The sequence below is a fragment of the Lactobacillus kullabergensis genome (assembly GCF_000967195.1).
Classification (GTDB): Bacteria; Bacillota; Bacilli; order Lactobacillales; family Lactobacillaceae; genus Lactobacillus; species Lactobacillus kullabergensis.
Map to the genome: position 1 here is coordinate 60,911 of NZ_KQ033870.1, position 17,311 is coordinate 78,221.

At 35.2% G+C, this 17,311-nt stretch carries 14 protein-coding genes; 10 read left to right on the plus strand and 4 right to left on the minus strand.

The genetic code is table 11. The features are described 5' to 3' along the window. Position 1 precedes the first annotated feature (1 nt). A complete protein-coding gene (locus JF76_RS00285) occupies positions 2 to 1,807 on the minus strand; it encodes an FAD-dependent oxidoreductase (RefSeq protein WP_052697028.1) in 1,806 nt (601 codons plus the stop codon). Between the two features lie 120 nt (positions 1,808 to 1,927). Here JF76_RS00285 and JF76_RS00290 point away from each other — a divergent pair, with 120 nt between their 5' ends. Then, positions 1,928 to 2,821 (plus strand): LysR family transcriptional regulator, encoded by an 894-nt coding sequence (locus JF76_RS00290; protein WP_045927295.1) that lies wholly within the window; start codon positions 1,928 to 1,930, stop codon positions 2,819 to 2,821. 52 nt (positions 2,822 to 2,873) lie between these two features. On the opposite strand, the gene treC is transcribed toward JF76_RS00290, so the two are convergent. Next, positions 2,874 to 4,526 carry an alpha,alpha-phosphotrehalase gene (gene treC, locus JF76_RS00295; protein ID WP_045927296.1) on the minus strand — a complete coding sequence of 551 codons (1,653 nt, stop codon included), beginning with the start codon at positions 4,524 to 4,526 and terminating at the stop codon, positions 2,874 to 2,876. Further along, positions 4,523 to 5,254, minus strand: a complete 732-nt coding sequence (treR, locus tag JF76_RS00300; protein ID WP_045927297.1) for a trehalose operon repressor — start codon at positions 5,252 to 5,254, stop codon at positions 4,523 to 4,525. The genes treC and treR overlap by 4 nt, the downstream gene beginning before the upstream one ends. Positions 5,255 to 5,461: 207 nt before the next feature. On the opposite strand from treR, the gene JF76_RS00305 reads away from it, so the two are divergent. Continuing rightward, positions 5,462 to 7,441, plus strand: a complete 1,980-nt coding sequence (locus JF76_RS00305) for a PTS sugar transporter subunit IIABC (protein WP_045927298.1) — start codon at positions 5,462 to 5,464, stop codon at positions 7,439 to 7,441. A 103-nt stretch (positions 7,442 to 7,544) separates the two neighbouring features. On the opposite strand, the gene JF76_RS00310 is transcribed toward JF76_RS00305, so the two are convergent. Continuing rightward, the gene (locus JF76_RS00310; protein ID WP_045927299.1) at positions 7,545 to 9,440 is read right to left on the minus strand and encodes a BglG family transcription antiterminator; all 1,896 of its coding nucleotides are present in this window, start codon (positions 9,438 to 9,440) and stop codon (positions 7,545 to 7,547) included. A 202-nt stretch (positions 9,441 to 9,642) separates the two neighbouring features. On the opposite strand from JF76_RS00310, the gene JF76_RS00315 reads away from it, so the two are divergent. The 8 genes from JF76_RS00315 (at position 9,643) to JF76_RS00350 (ending at position 17,301) form a co-directional block, all read left to right on the plus strand. Then, positions 9,643 to 9,963, plus strand: a complete 321-nt coding sequence (locus JF76_RS00315; RefSeq protein WP_045927300.1) for a PTS sugar transporter subunit IIB — start codon at positions 9,643 to 9,645, stop codon at positions 9,961 to 9,963. 15 nt (positions 9,964 to 9,978) lie between these two features. Further along, a complete protein-coding gene (locus JF76_RS00320) occupies positions 9,979 to 11,217 on the plus strand; it encodes a PTS sugar transporter subunit IIC (RefSeq protein WP_045927301.1) in 1,239 nt (412 codons plus the stop codon). An 8-nt stretch (positions 11,218 to 11,225) separates the two neighbouring features. Continuing rightward, complete coding sequence (locus tag JF76_RS00325; RefSeq protein ID WP_045927302.1) at positions 11,226 to 11,570, plus strand: PTS sugar transporter subunit IIA; 345 nt, start codon at positions 11,226 to 11,228, stop codon at positions 11,568 to 11,570. Next, on the plus strand, positions 11,563 to 13,008 hold the full coding sequence (locus tag JF76_RS00330) for a glycoside hydrolase family 1 protein (RefSeq protein ID WP_045927303.1): 1,446 nt from the start codon (positions 11,563 to 11,565) through the stop codon (positions 13,006 to 13,008). Before JF76_RS00325 ends, JF76_RS00330 begins: the two co-directional genes overlap by 8 nt. 108 nt (positions 13,009 to 13,116) lie before the next feature. Next, positions 13,117 to 13,794, plus strand: a complete 678-nt coding sequence (locus JF76_RS00335) for an NAD(P)H-binding protein (protein ID WP_045927304.1) — start codon at positions 13,117 to 13,119, stop codon at positions 13,792 to 13,794. A 218-nt stretch (positions 13,795 to 14,012) separates the two neighbouring features. Further along, positions 14,013 to 14,909 (plus strand): ABC transporter ATP-binding protein, encoded by an 897-nt coding sequence (locus JF76_RS00340; RefSeq protein WP_045927305.1) that lies wholly within the window; start codon positions 14,013 to 14,015, stop codon positions 14,907 to 14,909. Beyond that, entirely contained in the window at positions 14,902 to 16,125 is a 1,224-nt protein-coding gene (locus JF76_RS00345; protein ID WP_045927306.1) for an ABC transporter permease, read from the plus strand. Before JF76_RS00340 ends, JF76_RS00345 begins: the two co-directional genes overlap by 8 nt. A 282-nt stretch (positions 16,126 to 16,407) precedes the next feature. Then, the gene (locus JF76_RS00350; RefSeq protein WP_045927307.1) at positions 16,408 to 17,301 is read left to right on the plus strand and encodes an EamA family transporter; all 894 of its coding nucleotides are present in this window, start codon (positions 16,408 to 16,410) and stop codon (positions 17,299 to 17,301) included. Positions 17,302 to 17,311: the final 10 nt, after the last annotated feature.

Genomic DNA, 17,311 nt, shown 5'->3' on the forward strand with positions numbered 1-17,311 from the left:
TTTATTCTAAACCTAAAACTGACTTTGCTGCACGCCGGCCTTGATGAACGATGCCACCGATGGCTGTCCCAGAACCAGGGTAGTATGAACCAAGCCAGCCGCCAGCATTGAGTCCTGCTGCGTACAAACCCGTAATAGGTTGATTATAAACATCAAGTACGTTGCATTTCTTATTAATCTTTAGTCCACCTAAAGCGCCTAAATTGCCTGGCGTGTTGCGGTATGCGTAGTAAGGTCCGGAAAATGGTCTTACACCATTTGTTCTGTTGTATTCGGGATCTGCGCCATTAGCGGTATTTTTATTCCAAGTATTAACGCTGTTAACCAGGTTTGCTTTAGGAACATTAATTTTGTCTGCTAATTCTTCGAGTGAATCGGCTTTGACTACTAAACCGCTTTTGACGTCGCTCTCTAATGATTCTGGGTTCCATGGACTAGTTTTTTCATTAATAGAATCTGCACCAAAAATCTGATAAGTTGGTTTGTCTAGTTGCTTTTCCTCGTTGAAAATTGCCCGGAATTCATAAGCATAAGTTGCATCTTCGTTAACAAATCTTAAGCCATTGCCATTAACAAAAATTGAAGGGATTGTAGGAACACGGTCATCAGTACCATTGCCAGTTCTGGCATCAAAATCAATTGTTCCGCCAAAGCCGGTAACGGCTGCGCCAATTGCCATGCCCATCACAATGCCGTCACCTTGATCTGTTAAGACAGACCAGCAATGATGAGCTTTAACGTCTTCATAATGTTGAGGACTCAAGTCCTTAGCTAATGCTACATTTTGGTCAATCGAGGCTGTTGCTAAAATGACGCCGCGTCTTGCTTTTAGATATTTAAGCTGATGGTCTCTTCCTTCACTAACAACACCGATCACCTTGCGCTCAGTGCCGTCTCCAGCCGTAATTAATCCTATTACAGCAGTATTATAAGTAATTTCTGCTCCTTGTTTTAAAGCATATTTGAGGAGATGTTGGGTTAAAATAATACCGTTGCCACTGGCACCGCCATTTTCATAAACATGAATTCGATCCGCAAAATGGTCTTTAGCATAAGGAATCTCAGAGTGGCCATAGACATTCGTCCATTTAATGCCCATATTGGCCAGCCACTCAATATTTTTCGGAGAGTTTTGGGTAAAATCATGTACTAAGTCTTGGTAAACACGACCTTCACCTGCTTTTAAATATTCTTGCTCATGATTTTCAGGAGAATCATTTTGATATTTAGTAGTTTCTTTTTGTAATTTCGTACCTGCTGCTTGAATGACGCCTCCGGAATAGTTAGTTGTACCGCCAGCAATGCCTTGTTTTTCAATTACCATCACAGAAGCGTGATTTTCTGCGGCAGTAGCAGCAGCGGCTAAACCGGCACCACCAGAGCCAACAACAATTAAATCATATTCACCGTCATATTCGTCTACATCATAATCGGTAACTGTTTCTTTAAGTAACGGATAATTTGCAATCTCGGGAATACCGTTTTCTTTTGTGTGAGAATCAGGTTGCGAGGCGCCTGATACAGCATCTACATTAGTTTTTGTCTTTATTCCTGCTTCATTAGCAGCCTTGATAGCAGCCTTTCTTAAAGCACCAGTTGAAATTGAGGCACCTGAAATGGCATCAACTTCAACAGAGTTTTCTTTGTTGGCTTTTTCCAACCAATTTTGAATTCCCGCTGCACCTACAGTATTCGGCGTAACATTTTCAGCCCAAATCTGCTTAATTTTGTTTTCATTTTCATCAACGTCAATCACAGCTTTAATTATGCCGTGAAAGCCTTTTTCTTCTGCGCTATATTGACTCATAGTTTTACCTCTAAAATATTAAATTTTATTGTTATCGCTTTCGGAATTAGTATATTTTATTTATACTTATAAGTGAAATCAATATCAGTTATTAATAATAGAAATTATTTATAAGAAAAAATGGATATAAAAAAATTAGAAACTTTTATTAATTTAGTTGAAACTCGCAATTATACTAGAACAGCAAAAGCACTTCATGTGACTCAACCGACGGTTTCTCATGATATTAAAGCAATTGAAAATGAAATTGGTGTAAAACTATTTAATCGTAATAAACGTTATGTAAATGTTACTCAAGACGGCAAAGCCTTTTACAAAAAAATCAGGCCTATAATTAATAACTATTATTCAGCTGTACAAGATATCCAAAAGAAAGACTTGGCTGATAATTATAAAATAATAATAGGCTACTCATATACACCTTTTAATGATATGTACATTCCAATCTGGATTAAAAATTTTCAGCAAATGTATCCCCAAGCTAAGTTTTCAATTATTAGTTTGAATCACAACGAATTGAAGCAACAAGTCTTATCGGGAGAAATAGATGTTATTATCACTACGGGACGGGATGCAGCAGATTTGAATAATATAAAAAGTTACCATATCGAGACTGAATCATTTAAAGCAATTGTTCCTAAAAAAAATCCTTTATGTCAGAAGAATAAACTTGAATTAGAGGACTTTCAAAATGAAAAAATGCTTTTTCTTGATAACAACTGGGCAGCAGAGGATCTAATTAATTTACAAAATAAAGTAATGCATATAAATAATCAAATGCATATTACATATGTTAATGACTTATCTGCTCTTAATATTTTAATTAAAGCTGAACAGGGCATTGCTTTCGGACTGTATTGCCTTTATCCTCATTTGAATGAATATTCTGTTTATGTTCCGCTTGATTGGGAGCCACAAGTCGATTTAGTAGCCATTACGCAGAAAAATAATGAAAAAAGAGTTGTTTATCAGTTTATCAAGTTTATTCAAGATTTCGAATTTGACTTTAACTAGTACAGAAAATATAAAAAGAAAGGCTGACAGGTCAGTCTTTTTTTGCATTAAACTATATTAATAAAGCCAGTGCTTCATATGGTTGTAAAGCTAAAGTTTTAGGCACTTCTTGTAAATTTTTATCGTAGTTGCTAATTAGAGTTTGTGCTTTTTGCCCTTTATAAGAAGTGGGTAAACCGTACATCACTTTTTGTCCATAAAAATTGTTAATTACTAGTAAGGTTTGTCCTTGGTAAAGTCTGCAATAAGCAAAAACTTGTGGGTGGTCCAAGTCAATGGGTTCGTAGCTTCCCTTAGCAATAATGGGGTAATGTTTTCTTAAGTAAATCAGCTTTTGATAATATGGGAAAATTTCCCCATGATCAAGTTCAGCCGCAACGTTAATTTGTTCTTGATCTTTTGGCTTTAGCCACGGAGTTCCAGTAGTAAAGCCTGCGTTAACTGTGTTATCCCAATGCATTGGCGTTCTGCTATTATCGCGCGACTTTGCCTGAATAATTGCCAGAGCTTTGGCGTCACTTAAGCCCTCCTTTTTAAGTTCATCATAAGCATTGAGTGTTTCGACATCGACATAATCCGTGATTTTTTGGTAATTAGGATTGATCATGCCAATTTCTTCGCCCTGATAAATATAAGGGGTACCGCGTAATAAGTGCATTGCGGTAGCCAGCATTTCAGCTGATTTTTCCCGAAAATGAATAGGATCGCCAAAACGACTCAGCGCCCATGGCTGATCATGATTATTCCAAAACAGAGCATTCCAGCCACCACCTTGACTCATTCCAATCTGCCATTTATTAAGAGCACTTTTTAAAGAGGAAAAGTCAAAAGGTATTTTGGTCCATTTCTGACCATTTTGATAATCAACTTTTAGATGATGAAATGTGAAAACCATTGATAATTCGTGATTATCTTTTCTAGTGTAAGCAACGGAATTGGCAACAGTTGTTGAGGACATTTCTCCCACAGTAATCGCATCTGGCTCCTGACCAAACGTTTTTTGATTTAATTCTTTTAGGTATTGATGCACTATCGGCTGATCTGTATACATTAATTTGCTGGCAGTATTTTTAGGCGCATCAGTGAGTTTTTCGTCTTTACCAATAACATTAATCACGTCAAAGCGAAAACCTTTAACTCCTTTGTCACGCCAAAAATTAACAACCTTAAATAATTCTTTTCTCACTGCAGGATTATGCCAGTCGAGATCAGCTTGAGTTTTGTCATATAAATGAAGGTAATACTTGCCGGTCTTGCCAAATGGGGCCCAGGCTGGTCCGCCAAACTTAGATGTCCAATTGTTAGGTAAGCTGCCATCTGCTTTAGGCTCTCTGATGTAGAAAAATCTTTGATAGTATTCGTCTCCGGCCAAAGCTTTTTTGAACCAAATGTGATCAGTGGAACAATGATTTAACACCATATCGAGCATTACACCAATGTGATTTTGAGCCAGCGTTGCGACTAACTCTTCGAAATCGGCCATTGTACCAAATAATGGATCAATTTTGTAATAATTTGCGATGTCATAGCCATTATCGTTTTGAGGAGATACAAAAAACGGATTAAACCAGATCATATCGATATTTAGTTTCTTTAAGTAAGGGATTTTTGCGATAATTCCCCTTAAGTCCCCGATACCATCACCGTCACTGTCGTAAAAAGATTTAGGATAAATTTGATAAATCACTTTATCTGCCAAACTCATAATATAAGTCCTCCATTTTTAGCTTTTCTATGTGCAAAGTCTACAAATTTGAATTTATCAGGTCGGTGTTGAGAAATAGTGTACTGAAAAAAAGAAGTATCCTTTAAATAAGTTAAACTACGGACTACTACCACTAAGTTAGTATCGGTAAGATGCAACTGCTCCATTACATCTTTACTTGCCGGTTCTACGGTAATAGTTTTACTTGCATAATCGATTTCAATTCCTAAATCATGTTCAAAATAGTGGTATAAGGAACTTTTAGCCTGTTCAAGTGATATGTCAGGTACATATTTTTTTAAAATATAATCTTCGTCAACCACTATTGGCTCATGATTGATTGATCTTAAACGGGCTACATAGGTTGCGGCAGTTTCTGTTAAGGATAAATGCTTACGGATTATAAAAGGCATCTGTGCATCTTTTAATTCCAATATTTTAGTTGCAGCATTCATTTGCTTTTGCTTGTTCAGTTCATCAAAAGATTCGATATTAGAAATCGGAAAGGCAATTCGAGCTGCGTTAATAACTACTGAGCCCTTTCCTTTTATTTTTTGAATTATACCGGCATCTAAGAGTTCGTTTAAAGCTTTTCTAATTGTTTCACGTGAAACGTTATAAAGCTCCGACAGAGCAGGCTCACTCGGTAAAAAATCACCGACAACATATTGTTTGTGCTTTATTTTATTTGTTAGATCCGCTGCTATTTGTAAATATTTAGCTCTCATTATTAGTTATCCACCTTTTAACAGTAATCATACCACCTTACGTTTATTTTTTACCTGTCTAGACCAATAAAAAATAAAAAAATATTTAATACAACAACATAATAAGCAATTTATTGACACCTGTCTATACAAGAACTATAATTTTAAGGAAAGCGTTATCAGTATATGTGACTGACCTTTTATGTTGTAATTTTCTGGAGGCTAAATATGAGTAGTACGATTAAAATACTGGCACCTGTTGCCGGTGAGGTCATTAACCTGGAGAATGTTAATGATCCGGTTTTTTCTCAGAAGAAGCTAGGTGAAGGTTTTGCCGTTAAACCCAGCGCAGGAGAAATAGTTTCACCAGTAACGGGTAAGGTGGTAATGGTTGCTGAAACTAAACACGCACTCGGCTTGCAAACAGCAGAGGGTGTGGAATTGATGATTCACCTGGGTATAGATACCGTTGAACTTGATGGCAAACCATTTGACTGGCAAGTAGCAGCGGGATCTGAGGTAAAAGCAGGCCAGCAATTGGGGACAATGGATCTGCAAGCGATTAAAGATGCTCAAAAAGATGATACCGTCATCTTGGCAATTACTAATACCGCTGATGTTTTAGCTGGTATCGATCTTGCTCTGGGCACTAAAGCTGCTGGTGAAATTGCAGCCACTATCACATTGAAACAAGCTAAAGCAGCACCAGTTGCAGCTAACAAAAAAGAAAATAAATACCAAACTACAGCGCGTGAAATTGTTAAGGCTGTTGGTGGCGCTGATAATGTTAAAAACGTTATGCACTGTTTTACTCGTCTGCGGTTTACTTTAAACGATAATAGTATTCCGAATGATGATGAAGTTAACAACATTAAAGGAGTAATAGACGTTACTCGTGCTAATAACCAATACCAAATAGTTATTGGTCAAACAGTAGAAGATGTTTATGATGAACTAATTAAGCTGCTCGGGCCTGAATATGCCGGACAAGGGGAGACTACACCAGCTGCTCCAGTTCCAGAGGCTGACCAATCTCTTGGTGGCAAGATTAAAAATGGCTTCTTCCAGTTAATAGGCGTAATTACCGGCTCTATGATGCCTGTAATTGGTTTGCTGGCCGCCAGTGGTATGTTAAAAGGTATTCTTAACATCTTGACTAACTTTTGCCACATGTCTACGGCTTCTCCAACTTACACTATTATTAATGCGATGGGGGATGCATCGTTTTACTTCTTGCCTTTAATTGTTGGCTTTACTGCTGCTCAAAGATTAGGCTCTAATCCAGTAGTTGTTTCTATTATTGGCGGTTTTCTGATTTACCCTGATTTAGTAAAAATTTATGCCAGCGGCAAATTCAGTTACTACTTAGCTGGCGTTGGTATTAATGCCAACTTCTTCGGTATTCCAATTCATATTCCACAATATACTTATTCAATTTTCCCAATGATTTTTGCGGCTTGGATGGCTGCTAAAATTGAACCGTGGATTAAAAAATGGATGCCAGTTACATTAAGACAAATTTTTACTCCACTAGTAGAAATCTTTTTGGTAGGGATGACAGTCTTAATTATTGTAGGGCCCGTAATTTCGTTTATTTCTACGGGAATTGCCAAAGTATTGCAATGGCTCTTAACTGTCAACACTGCACTTTCCGGCTTAATCATCGGTGGTCTTTACCAGATACTCGTTATCTTCGGACTGCACTGGGCAGTAGTGCCAATTATTGCCAATGATATTGCTGCAACGGGACATAGTATTTTAAACGGTATTGTTTCAGTAACGATGATTGCACAAGGTGCCGGCGCTCTTGCAGTTTGGTTTAAGACTAAGCACAATCCTGACCTAAAGGGCCTCTCCCTTAGTGCAGCTATTTCCGCCGCTGTCGGTATTACTGAGCCGGCAATGTACGGTGTTAACTTAAAGTACGGTCGTGTATTTATGACTTCAAGTCTTGGTGCTGCCATTGGTGGTCTGGTCAACGGTCTGCTTAAAGTTGATATGTATGGCTTTACTGGCAGCCTGATTGGCTTTCCATCCTTTGTTCCTAAGGCCGGACAAGGCAATCCAAATAACCTGCTGAACTTCTGGATTGCTTCCATTGTGACTATTGTTGCTGCTTTTGCTTTGACCTACTTCTTTGGTTATAAGGAAAACGATGCTGATAGTCCTAAAGATGCACCCAAGAAGAAGAATTTAGCTGATTTATAATTAAAGACTTTAAAAGTAACTAAATTTCCATAATTAAAGTGCTCCTAAATAGTTAGACATATAATCTAATTATCAGGAGCACTTTTTTGATTGATTTTATATTTTATAATAATAGATCTTTGTAAAACTCATCAATACTTTGGGCATTAAGAACTTGGGCGAACGTATTCTTATTAGAAAGAAAATCTATTAAATTTTCATATATATTGCGAAAATCATCCTTGTACTGTTTTGAGATTGAAATCATGAAAACCATATTTACAATTTTGTTATCCCATTTTATTCCTCCTTTAGATAAAACAACTGCTACCTTAGTTTGAAAAGAATCATAATTCATGGGATGAATTATAGCTACATTATTGAATGCCGTAGGGCCCATTGATTCTCTTTGCAGGATTTCATCATAAAATGTTTTATTGACGATGCCCAACAATTTCATTTTATGATATATTTTTTTGATTAATTCTTCTTTTGCCATTTTTTCGCTGACATTCCAAAACAAATCTTTTGAAAAAAAAGATAAAGCTTTAGACTTAAACATTTCTTTTTTTCTGTTTAAGGTAGCTTTATCAATAGCAGTTTGAATTTTTAATTTTTGTTTATTTAGATCAAATGGACTAAGAAAGACGCACTTGGGGTTTATGTTACTTTTAATGTCTGGGAGCATGATAAAGAAAATGAGATCATAAGATTCAAAATCATCTTTATTATCAATCTTATCAGTTTCCTTCACAATTGTAATATCCTTGGTAAAATTACGCCTAAAAAAATCATGTATTTGTTCTCTGAACATCAAATAGCTGGGAACTATGAGTACAGTCCTTAACTTTTCCGGATTATGCTTTTGACGTTCAATTTCTGCACCAATAGGAAGAGCAATAAAACTGATTTCATCTTCAGGAACTTTGACTTCCCAAAGTTTATCAATTAAGAATGCAACATAAGTTGCAATGTCATAAATTAAAGGGAAATTATTGCTGATATTTGTTTTTATAGGATTATAGTGAACAAAATTATGTCTTAAACGATAAAGTAGATTATATAAATAAATCGCAAAAGGTTGAACAAATTTAATAGAACTAAGATCAACTAAATACATGTTTTTTACCTTTTTGGTAATTATATTAATATTTTTCATTAAAGTTTTATTGGAAATATTTTTACTCTGAATTTTTGAATACAAATTTGTATTGGTTTTAAATAAAATATCAATTTCTCTAATTTCTGGAGAGGTCAGATCGGTTGAGAAGCTCTTTTTAATTGCTTTTGCTAATTCAATAGTATATGGCCCAATTTCAGCGTTGTCAGTAGCAACGGAATGATTAATAGTTTTGCCCATAGACAATCTTGAGATAAGAACCAATAAGTGTAATAACAAATTATTGTATGAAAACTCATTAACTTGTAATTCATACTTTTTGATCACTTTATCGACCATTGATTGTAACTTAGAAGAGGTTTCTTTACCAAAATATTTTTCTAAATAGTTGCTATTTAATAGATTTCCAGTATTTTCTCGATAGATTAAGTAGCTGAACAGTTTCCTTTTATTGCTTTCTTTTCCAGACAAATATAGTTGATCATGAGCAGAGATAATTTTAACATTCCACTGATCTAATCTTTTATTAATATAATTAAGTGATCTTTTCAATGTAGAGTATGAAATGTAAAGTTCATTTGCCAGGTTAAATGTGTCCAAAGAATTATTTCGCAGTAATTTTTGAACTATATAAGTAAATCTTTCTTCATTATTTTGTGGTATATGTGATCCAACTTTCAAACTAACGCGTAACAGCTCTGTAATAGCTAATCTATCAGAAATATAATAGCCGGAACCATTGGCGGAAATAATATTATTATCATTTAAGCCATTGATTTCTTGAATATAGTTTCTTATTGTGCGATCTGAAACCTGTAATTCATTTGCCAAATCTTTACTGGTAACCGCAGATTCTGAATCTAAAAGAACTTTAATAAGATCGCTTAACTTATCCTGCATGTTTAACCTCCCTTAACTGATTTTAAACTCCAATAACTTATATTCTTATATTAAAAAATTATCATGTCAACTCTATTTTTTCTGTGACTTAGGAAATTAGTAATTTCCTCTTTGCTGGAAAAAAATAAGAAGAAAAAATATTTAAGTACTATGATAATAAAACTTGTTGGATAATCATATTACTTATAGAGGAGAAATTTACATGTCCGAGTCAAAAAGAATTTTATTGGTCTGTGGTATGGGAATGTCCAGTGGCTTTTTAGCTACCAGTGCACGTAAAGCAGCTAAGAAATTAGGTATAAATTATCAGATAGAAGCACGAAGTGAAACAGAAGTTTCATCATTTTTATCTTCTATTGATGGATTGCTGATTGGGCCGCATTATTCTCAAAAGTTAGAAACTTTTAGAAAAGAAGCCCAACCGTACCAAGTTCCAGTAGAAGTCATTCCTGAAAAAATTTACGGAATGATTGATGGACGAGGCTTAATTGAATTTATTCAGAAAACGTTGTTTAAGAAATAGGAGAAATTATCAATTATGAACAATATTATTGACTGGCTTTCTAACAAAGCTGCCCCTTCAATGAAAAAATTTGTAAATAAGCCTTGGGTTGCAACCATTGCAGATTCAATGCAAAAAATTATTCCTTTTATCTTAGCGGGATCTTTGATTTTTCTTTATAACGTTTTTCGTTCTTATATTCCTGCCTTACCAGATTTAAGTAATATTTCTAATTTTACTTTTGGTATGTTAGGTATATTAATTTCATATCTAATTGCCAGTGAAGCGATGGAAAAACTAAATCATCCACAATATTTACAAACGGCTGGATTAACAGCTATAACTGTCTTCTTAATTGCAATCAGTCCTAAAATTACCTCTAAGGGCATTTTTAGTGTTGAATTTAGTCGCTTTGGTGCAACAGGCCTATTTGTAGGTATGTTAACGGGTCTAATCGTTGCTTTAATATTCCATTTGTGGAGTAAGTTACATTTATTAGAAAATTCAAGTGTACCTGACTTTGTAGTGGGGTGGATCAATACTATTATTCCAATTTTGATGAATGTCATATTATTTAGTGTTATTGTTTTTGTTTATTATATTGATCCTTTTAAGTTGATTAATTTAATATTCAGTCCCTTGCAGAGCTTTGGTCAAACGTTACCAGGATTTTTATTATTAAGCTTAATACCAACATTCTTGTATACTTTGGGAATTTCTGCATGGTCATTTAATGCTGTTTCAACACCAATATTTATGGCTGGGATTACTGCTAATATAGCCGCTGTTGCTGCAGGAAAGCCAGCGACAAATATATCTACTAGTGAAGTAATGTATACTAGTGCTTTAATCACTATGGGGGGATTAGGTGCTACATTAGCCTTAAATGTATTGATGCTGTTTGCTAAGTCAACTCGTTTAAAATCTATTGGCAGAATCTGTATTATTCCCTCAATTTTTAACATTAATGAACCAATTATGTTCTCGACCCCTGTCGTCATGACGCCAATATTAATGATACCAACATGGATTAATGCTATTACTGGACCAATAATTATTTGGATTGTAATGAGATTGCATTGGCTAAATATTCCTTCTAAAATGATTCAGATTGGGCAAATACCTGCACCTTTTTCATCAGTGATAATTACAGAAGATCTTAGAGCTGTAATTTGGTATGTTGTTTTGTTTATAGTTTATTTAGCAACCTGGTATCCATTTTTTAAGGTTTATGATCACCAATTGGTAGAGGAAGAAAGCCATCAAGAAAGTTAGGTGGAAGAATGGAAGATAAATCTCAAGAATTAATTTCAGTATCAATGAAGATAATTATGTCTGCTGGTAATGCCAGAAATTATGCAGACGAAGCTTTTGAATGTGCGAAAAAGGCTGATTTTACAAAGGCAAGTAAAAATATGGAATTAGCACACAAGGAAATAACGGAGGCACATAATTCACAAACACATATTATTCAAAGTGAAGCTAGCGGCGTAGATTACAAATACTCCCCATTATTTGCACATGCCCAAGATACATTAATGACTATTTCAAGTGAGATTAATTGTGATGAGAAGTTAATTGAATTATTACAAATATTTTTATCACGAAAGGAAGATAGTAATGAATAAAACTTTTCCAGACTCATTTAAGTTTGGTGGAGCAATAGCTGCTAATCAAGCGGAAGGAGCTTTCGAACAGGATGGTAAGGGACTGAGTACCGCTGACATACAGCCTTATTTACCGAATGTCCCAAAAACAGACTTACATTTTAATGATATGGATTCAGAAACCTTAAAGAAATATATTGAGGGTGATTACTATTATCCTAAACGGCAAGGAGTTCATTTTTATGAACGCTATCAAGAATATATTGATGAACTAGCCAAAATGCATTGTCAGACTTTACGCCTTTCGATTGCATGGACAAGAATCTTCCCTAATGGGGATGAAGATAGTCCAAACGAAAAAGGGCTCCAATTCTATGATAATTTGTTTGATTACATGCTGAAAAAGGGTATTGAGCCAATTGTTACAATTAATCATTATGAATTGCCGTTGAATTTAGTACAAAAATATGGAGGCTGGTATAACCGTAAATTAATCAAATTGTTTGTAAATTATAGCAAAGTTATACTTGATAGGTATCATAAGCAAGTAAAGCACTGGATAGTCATTAACCAAATTAATCTGATTCATTTTGAAGCGTTTGCTTCATTAGGAATATTGATGGACAAGGTTGATAATTATCAAGAAGCTAAATATCAAGCAGTTCACCATGAATTTGTAGCTTCGGCTATGGTAACTAAATATGCACATGAGCTTGATAATAGCTTGAAAATGGGTGTAATGCTAGCAGATTCATTGGTGGATCCGATGACTCCTTCACCGCAAGACAGTTTATTGGCGTTCAAGAGAAATCGCTTGCAGTATTACTTTGGTGATGTGCCAATTCGCGGAGAATATCCGCAGTTTATTTTAAATTATTTTAAAGATAATAATATTGATCTTCAGATAAAAGAAGGAGACTTGGAAGTAATTAAAGATAATACTGCTGACTTTCTCTGTGTTAGTTATTATTATACAAATACAGTTGATGCAACTAAAGACTCAATGGAACCTGCAGAAGTTGAAAAGAATCCATATATTAAAGCCAACGAGTGGGGATGGGGTATTAACCCTAATGGATTATATGAACATATTTCAGCTTATTGGGATAGATATCATTTGCCAATGATGATTGGTGAAAATGGCTTTGGTTATAATGACGTTTTGACGAAAGATAAAAAAGTGCATGATTCTTATCGAATAGATTATACTAATGAACATTTAATTGCCTTGTTGAAAGCAATTAATGATGGTGCAGAAATATTTGCTTACTGCTCTTGGGCACCTTTTGACATTATTAGTGCTGGAACAGCAGAAATGAGTAAGCGATATGGATTTATATTTGTAGATTACGATGACTATGGCAATGGTTCAGGTCAATTAATTCCTAAAGATTCTTTTTACTGGTATCGTAAAGTAATTGATACTCGTGGTACATTTTTGTTTAACGAAGATAAATAGTAAAAGCATAACTGATACGATTTTTTTAAGTCGTATCAGTTTTTGTGTTTAAATAATTTTTTCCGGCTAAAATATATAATGAGACTATCAAAGTTGGAGTGATTGAAAATGAAAGTTCTGATAATTGGTGCTCACGGACAGATTGGGCAATTATTGGTAAAATGCTTACAAGAAAGTACGACTTGCCAGGTCATTGCCGGTTTGCGTTCCCATGAGCAGGAAAAAGCCTATCAAGAAAAGGGAATTACTACCGCATTTATTGATCTAGCAGGACCGCAAGGGCAATTGGCAAAAGCCATGCAGACGGTCGATACAGTAGTGTTTGCGGCCGGATCAGGTGGTAAAACCGGTGCTGATGCAACGATGATGATTGACCTTGATGGAGCGGTCAAAGCAATTAATGCGGCAAAAGAAACTGGCGTTCACCGTTTTATCATGATTAGTGCAATTAAATCTGACGATCGCAGCTTTTGGTCGGATAATACACCAGCAGCAGGACCGCAAAATTATTACTATGCGGCAAAATATTATGCTGATCAGTGGTTATTGCACAGTTCACTCGACTATACAATTTTGCGGCCAGTAGCACTGACTAATCAAAAGGGAACGGGAAAGATCAAAGTGGCAAATCATTTTACTGATTCTATTGCAGATATGACAATTACTCGTCAAGATGTGGCCCGAACAGTTGCTAACATTATTTTAACGGGAAAATTACACCAAAAGGAATTTGATATTGCCAATGGCTCAGTACCTATTGCACAGGCAATTACAAACTTCCACTAAAAATATTTGATCATAAACTTTAAAAGGCTAATAAATTAATGCTTCGTTAACATAATTTATTAGTCTTTTACTTTGGACTAAAACCCAATAAAAAATGAATGAAAGTAGTAGTGTAAATATTATTGCCTTAAGTCTGATTAAATTAAAAAAGTATTGCTTTTACATGAATGCATATATTAAAATCAACTTATGTTATTACTAGAATAAAGGAGGGAGCTATGCTAAAAGTAGAGCATTTAAGTAAGCGTTTTGGTGAATTTCAGGCTCTTAAAGACGTTAACTTTACCATTCAGCCTGGTGAAATCATGGGTTTGATTGGTCAAAATGGTGCAGGGAAAACCACCACTTTTCACAGTATTTTAAATTTTCTTCATTACAACGGAAAAATCACCTGGAAAGATCAGCCTATTACTGAAAAAACTTTTGATACGATAGGCTATTTGCCGGAAGAACGCAGTTTACTACCCAAAATGACTATTGAGCAGCAAATTGTTTATTTGGCGGAGCTAAAAAGCCGGCCCGCAAAAGAGATAAAACCGCAAATTGATGACTGGCTGAAACGCTTTGATGTGCAGGGTAAGAAAAGTGACAAAATAAAAACACTTTCGAAGGGTAATCAGCAGAAAGTGCAGTTAATTTGTACTTTAATTCATCAGCCTCAGTTAATTATTTTGGATGAGCCCTTTAGTGGTTTGGATCCGGTAAATGCAGATTTGCTTAAAAACGCAGTTTTAGATGCTAAAAAGAATAATGCAGCAATTATCTTTTCCAGTCACGATATGTCAAACGTTGAAGAAATCTGCGATAGCTTGATCATGTTGAAAAAGGGACAAGTTGTTTTAAGTGGTACAGTTGACGCTGTTCGTGACTCATTTGGTAAAACAGAAATTTACTGCAAAACTACTAAGTCGCTTGCAGAATTGCAGCAGCTCCCTCACGTTAAAAAAGTGGAAAAGAAAGCGCATGGTCAATATCTTTTACGAATTGATGATGAAAACAGCGGTCCGGAAGTTTTTGACGCATTGACAAATGGCGAATATGTTGAAGAGTTCCGGCAACAACCACCAACGCTTGACGAAATATTTAGAATGGAAGCTGGTGAACAACATGAATAAATTATGGACCGTAACGCTGCAAACTTATTGGCATCAAGTTAAATCTTGGTCTTTTCTGCTTTTGATTTTGGGACCGTTTTTCATAATTGGATGTAGTGCTTTAGGAGGAGCTATCGGTGCTAGTTCTGATCCAGACAGCCAGATTGCAGTTATCAGTTCCAATGAGCAAGTTCGCCAAAACTTTATTAAAAACAATGGTAAATATGTTGATTCTAAAATTAAAACCGCTGAATCTGCTAAAAAGGCTGTCAAAAAAGAAAAAGTTGATGGCTACTTGGTATTTGAAACGCAAAAAAACCAGGTTAAGGCCATTTATCATGGAATATCATCTATTGATGATGAACTAAAGCCCAAAGTAAAAAGCTATTTACAAGTCTTGCAGAGTCAACTGAATTTGCAAAAGGCGCAATTAGCACCACATCAGCTTAAGGCCTTACAACAGCAACCGCAGTATAGTGAGATCCTCCAGAAAAAGCAGCTGGGCGATAAACTGGCTAAAATGGTGTCATTAATTATAGTGATTATGGTCGTTTACATGGTTTTGCTTTCCTACAGTAGCATTACAGCTCAAGAAATAGCTTCTGAAAAGGGTACGAAGATTATGGAAATCATTTTCTCCAGTACAACTGCGGCAAAATATTTCTTAGGCAAAATACTGGGTATTTTTGGTGTAATTATTACGCAACTTTTAATCTATATTGTTGGCGGCTGGGCAACTTACCGCTGGGCTTTACATGCAAAAATTACGGCTTCATTTATGCATGACAACCAGGTAGTAATAAATAAAATTCTGGGTAATTTGGTAAATGTCAATCTCATTTTCCTTATTCTTGGTGTAATTATTTATACAATATTAGCAGCCTTTTCAGGAGCTTTAGTGGCTAAGCCAGAAGATTCTTCAAAAGCCGCTCAAGGCACTACGATGATTTCCCTTATTGCCTTTTTCCTGTCGCTTGCCTTTATTTCCAACCCCGAACAAATTCTGCCGCAAGTATTATCCTATGTGCCATTCTTTTCCTCATTTATGATGCCAATTCGTATAATTAACGGTCATGTGGGTAATATGGAAGTTATTCTGTCGCTGGCGATTTTAATAGTAAGTATTATTGGCATGACAGTATATATTAGTAAAATCTATCAAGGCGTAATTTTGCAAACTGAAGATACCAGCTTTTGGCAGAGATTAAAACGAGGGCTGGCATATAGTAAAGCATAAGTGATCTAAAAAAGACTAGGACGGAAAAATCCTAGTCTTTTTTGAATTTTAAACTTGGTGTATAATAAAATACTATTCAAACCAAATAATGTGTTTTTTATGATTAGTCTTAAGTGAACATCATTTGAATACATTTAAACTTTGTATGTCCAATGGCTGGATTTTAGTAACTGAACAATGTCTAGTTACTGGTAATAACTATTTCTCTGACTTTTTAATTGTGGCTGCAAAGACCAAAATATTAGTAATAGTTTTAAACAAAATTTGTCATTCGGAGGAACCATGATTATCAGTAATATTTGGTTGATTATTTTTGCCACTATTTCTTCATTTTCCAGGGGAATAATATCAGTTATTGACCGTTATCAAATGGGGTATCGGAAACAAAGTTCAATCGATGTGAACTTTTTAAATAATATTTGTAGTTCGGTTTTAGTAACTTTCTTTCTAATTTACGTCCTGCACAGTTTTCCCAGTCCTAGGATAACCAATAACTATCTTATTAAAGTCCTTTTATATGCTTTTTTGGCTCAGGTCGTCGCTTATGGCTACAGTTATGTGTTCAAAAAAGTTTCAATTATGCAGTCTGTGCTTTTGAGCAAGGTAACCGATCTTTTTATTCCTTGGGCCATTTTGCTGACTATGGGTTACTTTAGCAAATCTTCATATTTAGTTTCTATTATTTCCACTGTAATCGTGGTTATTTATATTGTTTTCGAGCAGCGCCACAATAATTTAAATTTGAAAAACCTGTTGACGACTTTTGCCGTAATTGCGCCCTTATTGATTATTCAAGCTGCACTTTCGCCGTTATTAACCAAAGGCCTTATCAAACCGATTGATCTGGTCTTTTTTACTATCATGACAATTTATGTGCGTTGTTTAATTACCTTAATTACTTTTATTTATAAAAACAGGACTCTCAAGATCAGCGCTGAAAATCTCAAAGGTAAGGTTTATCTAATTTATGGTTCTCGGGCGGTTTTGACTCTTTTAGCGCAAGTAACTTATACTTTGGCAACGTCTTCACCCAACTCAAGCATTGCCTGGATCTTTTTAAATATGACCTCTTTGTACAGCGTCATCTTTGGCGATATTTTCCTTAAAGAAAAGATGAAATTTGCAGATATCTTGGTAATTGTGGCCATTTTTATCTTGGCTTTATTTTCAAAGTAACTGCAAGAGT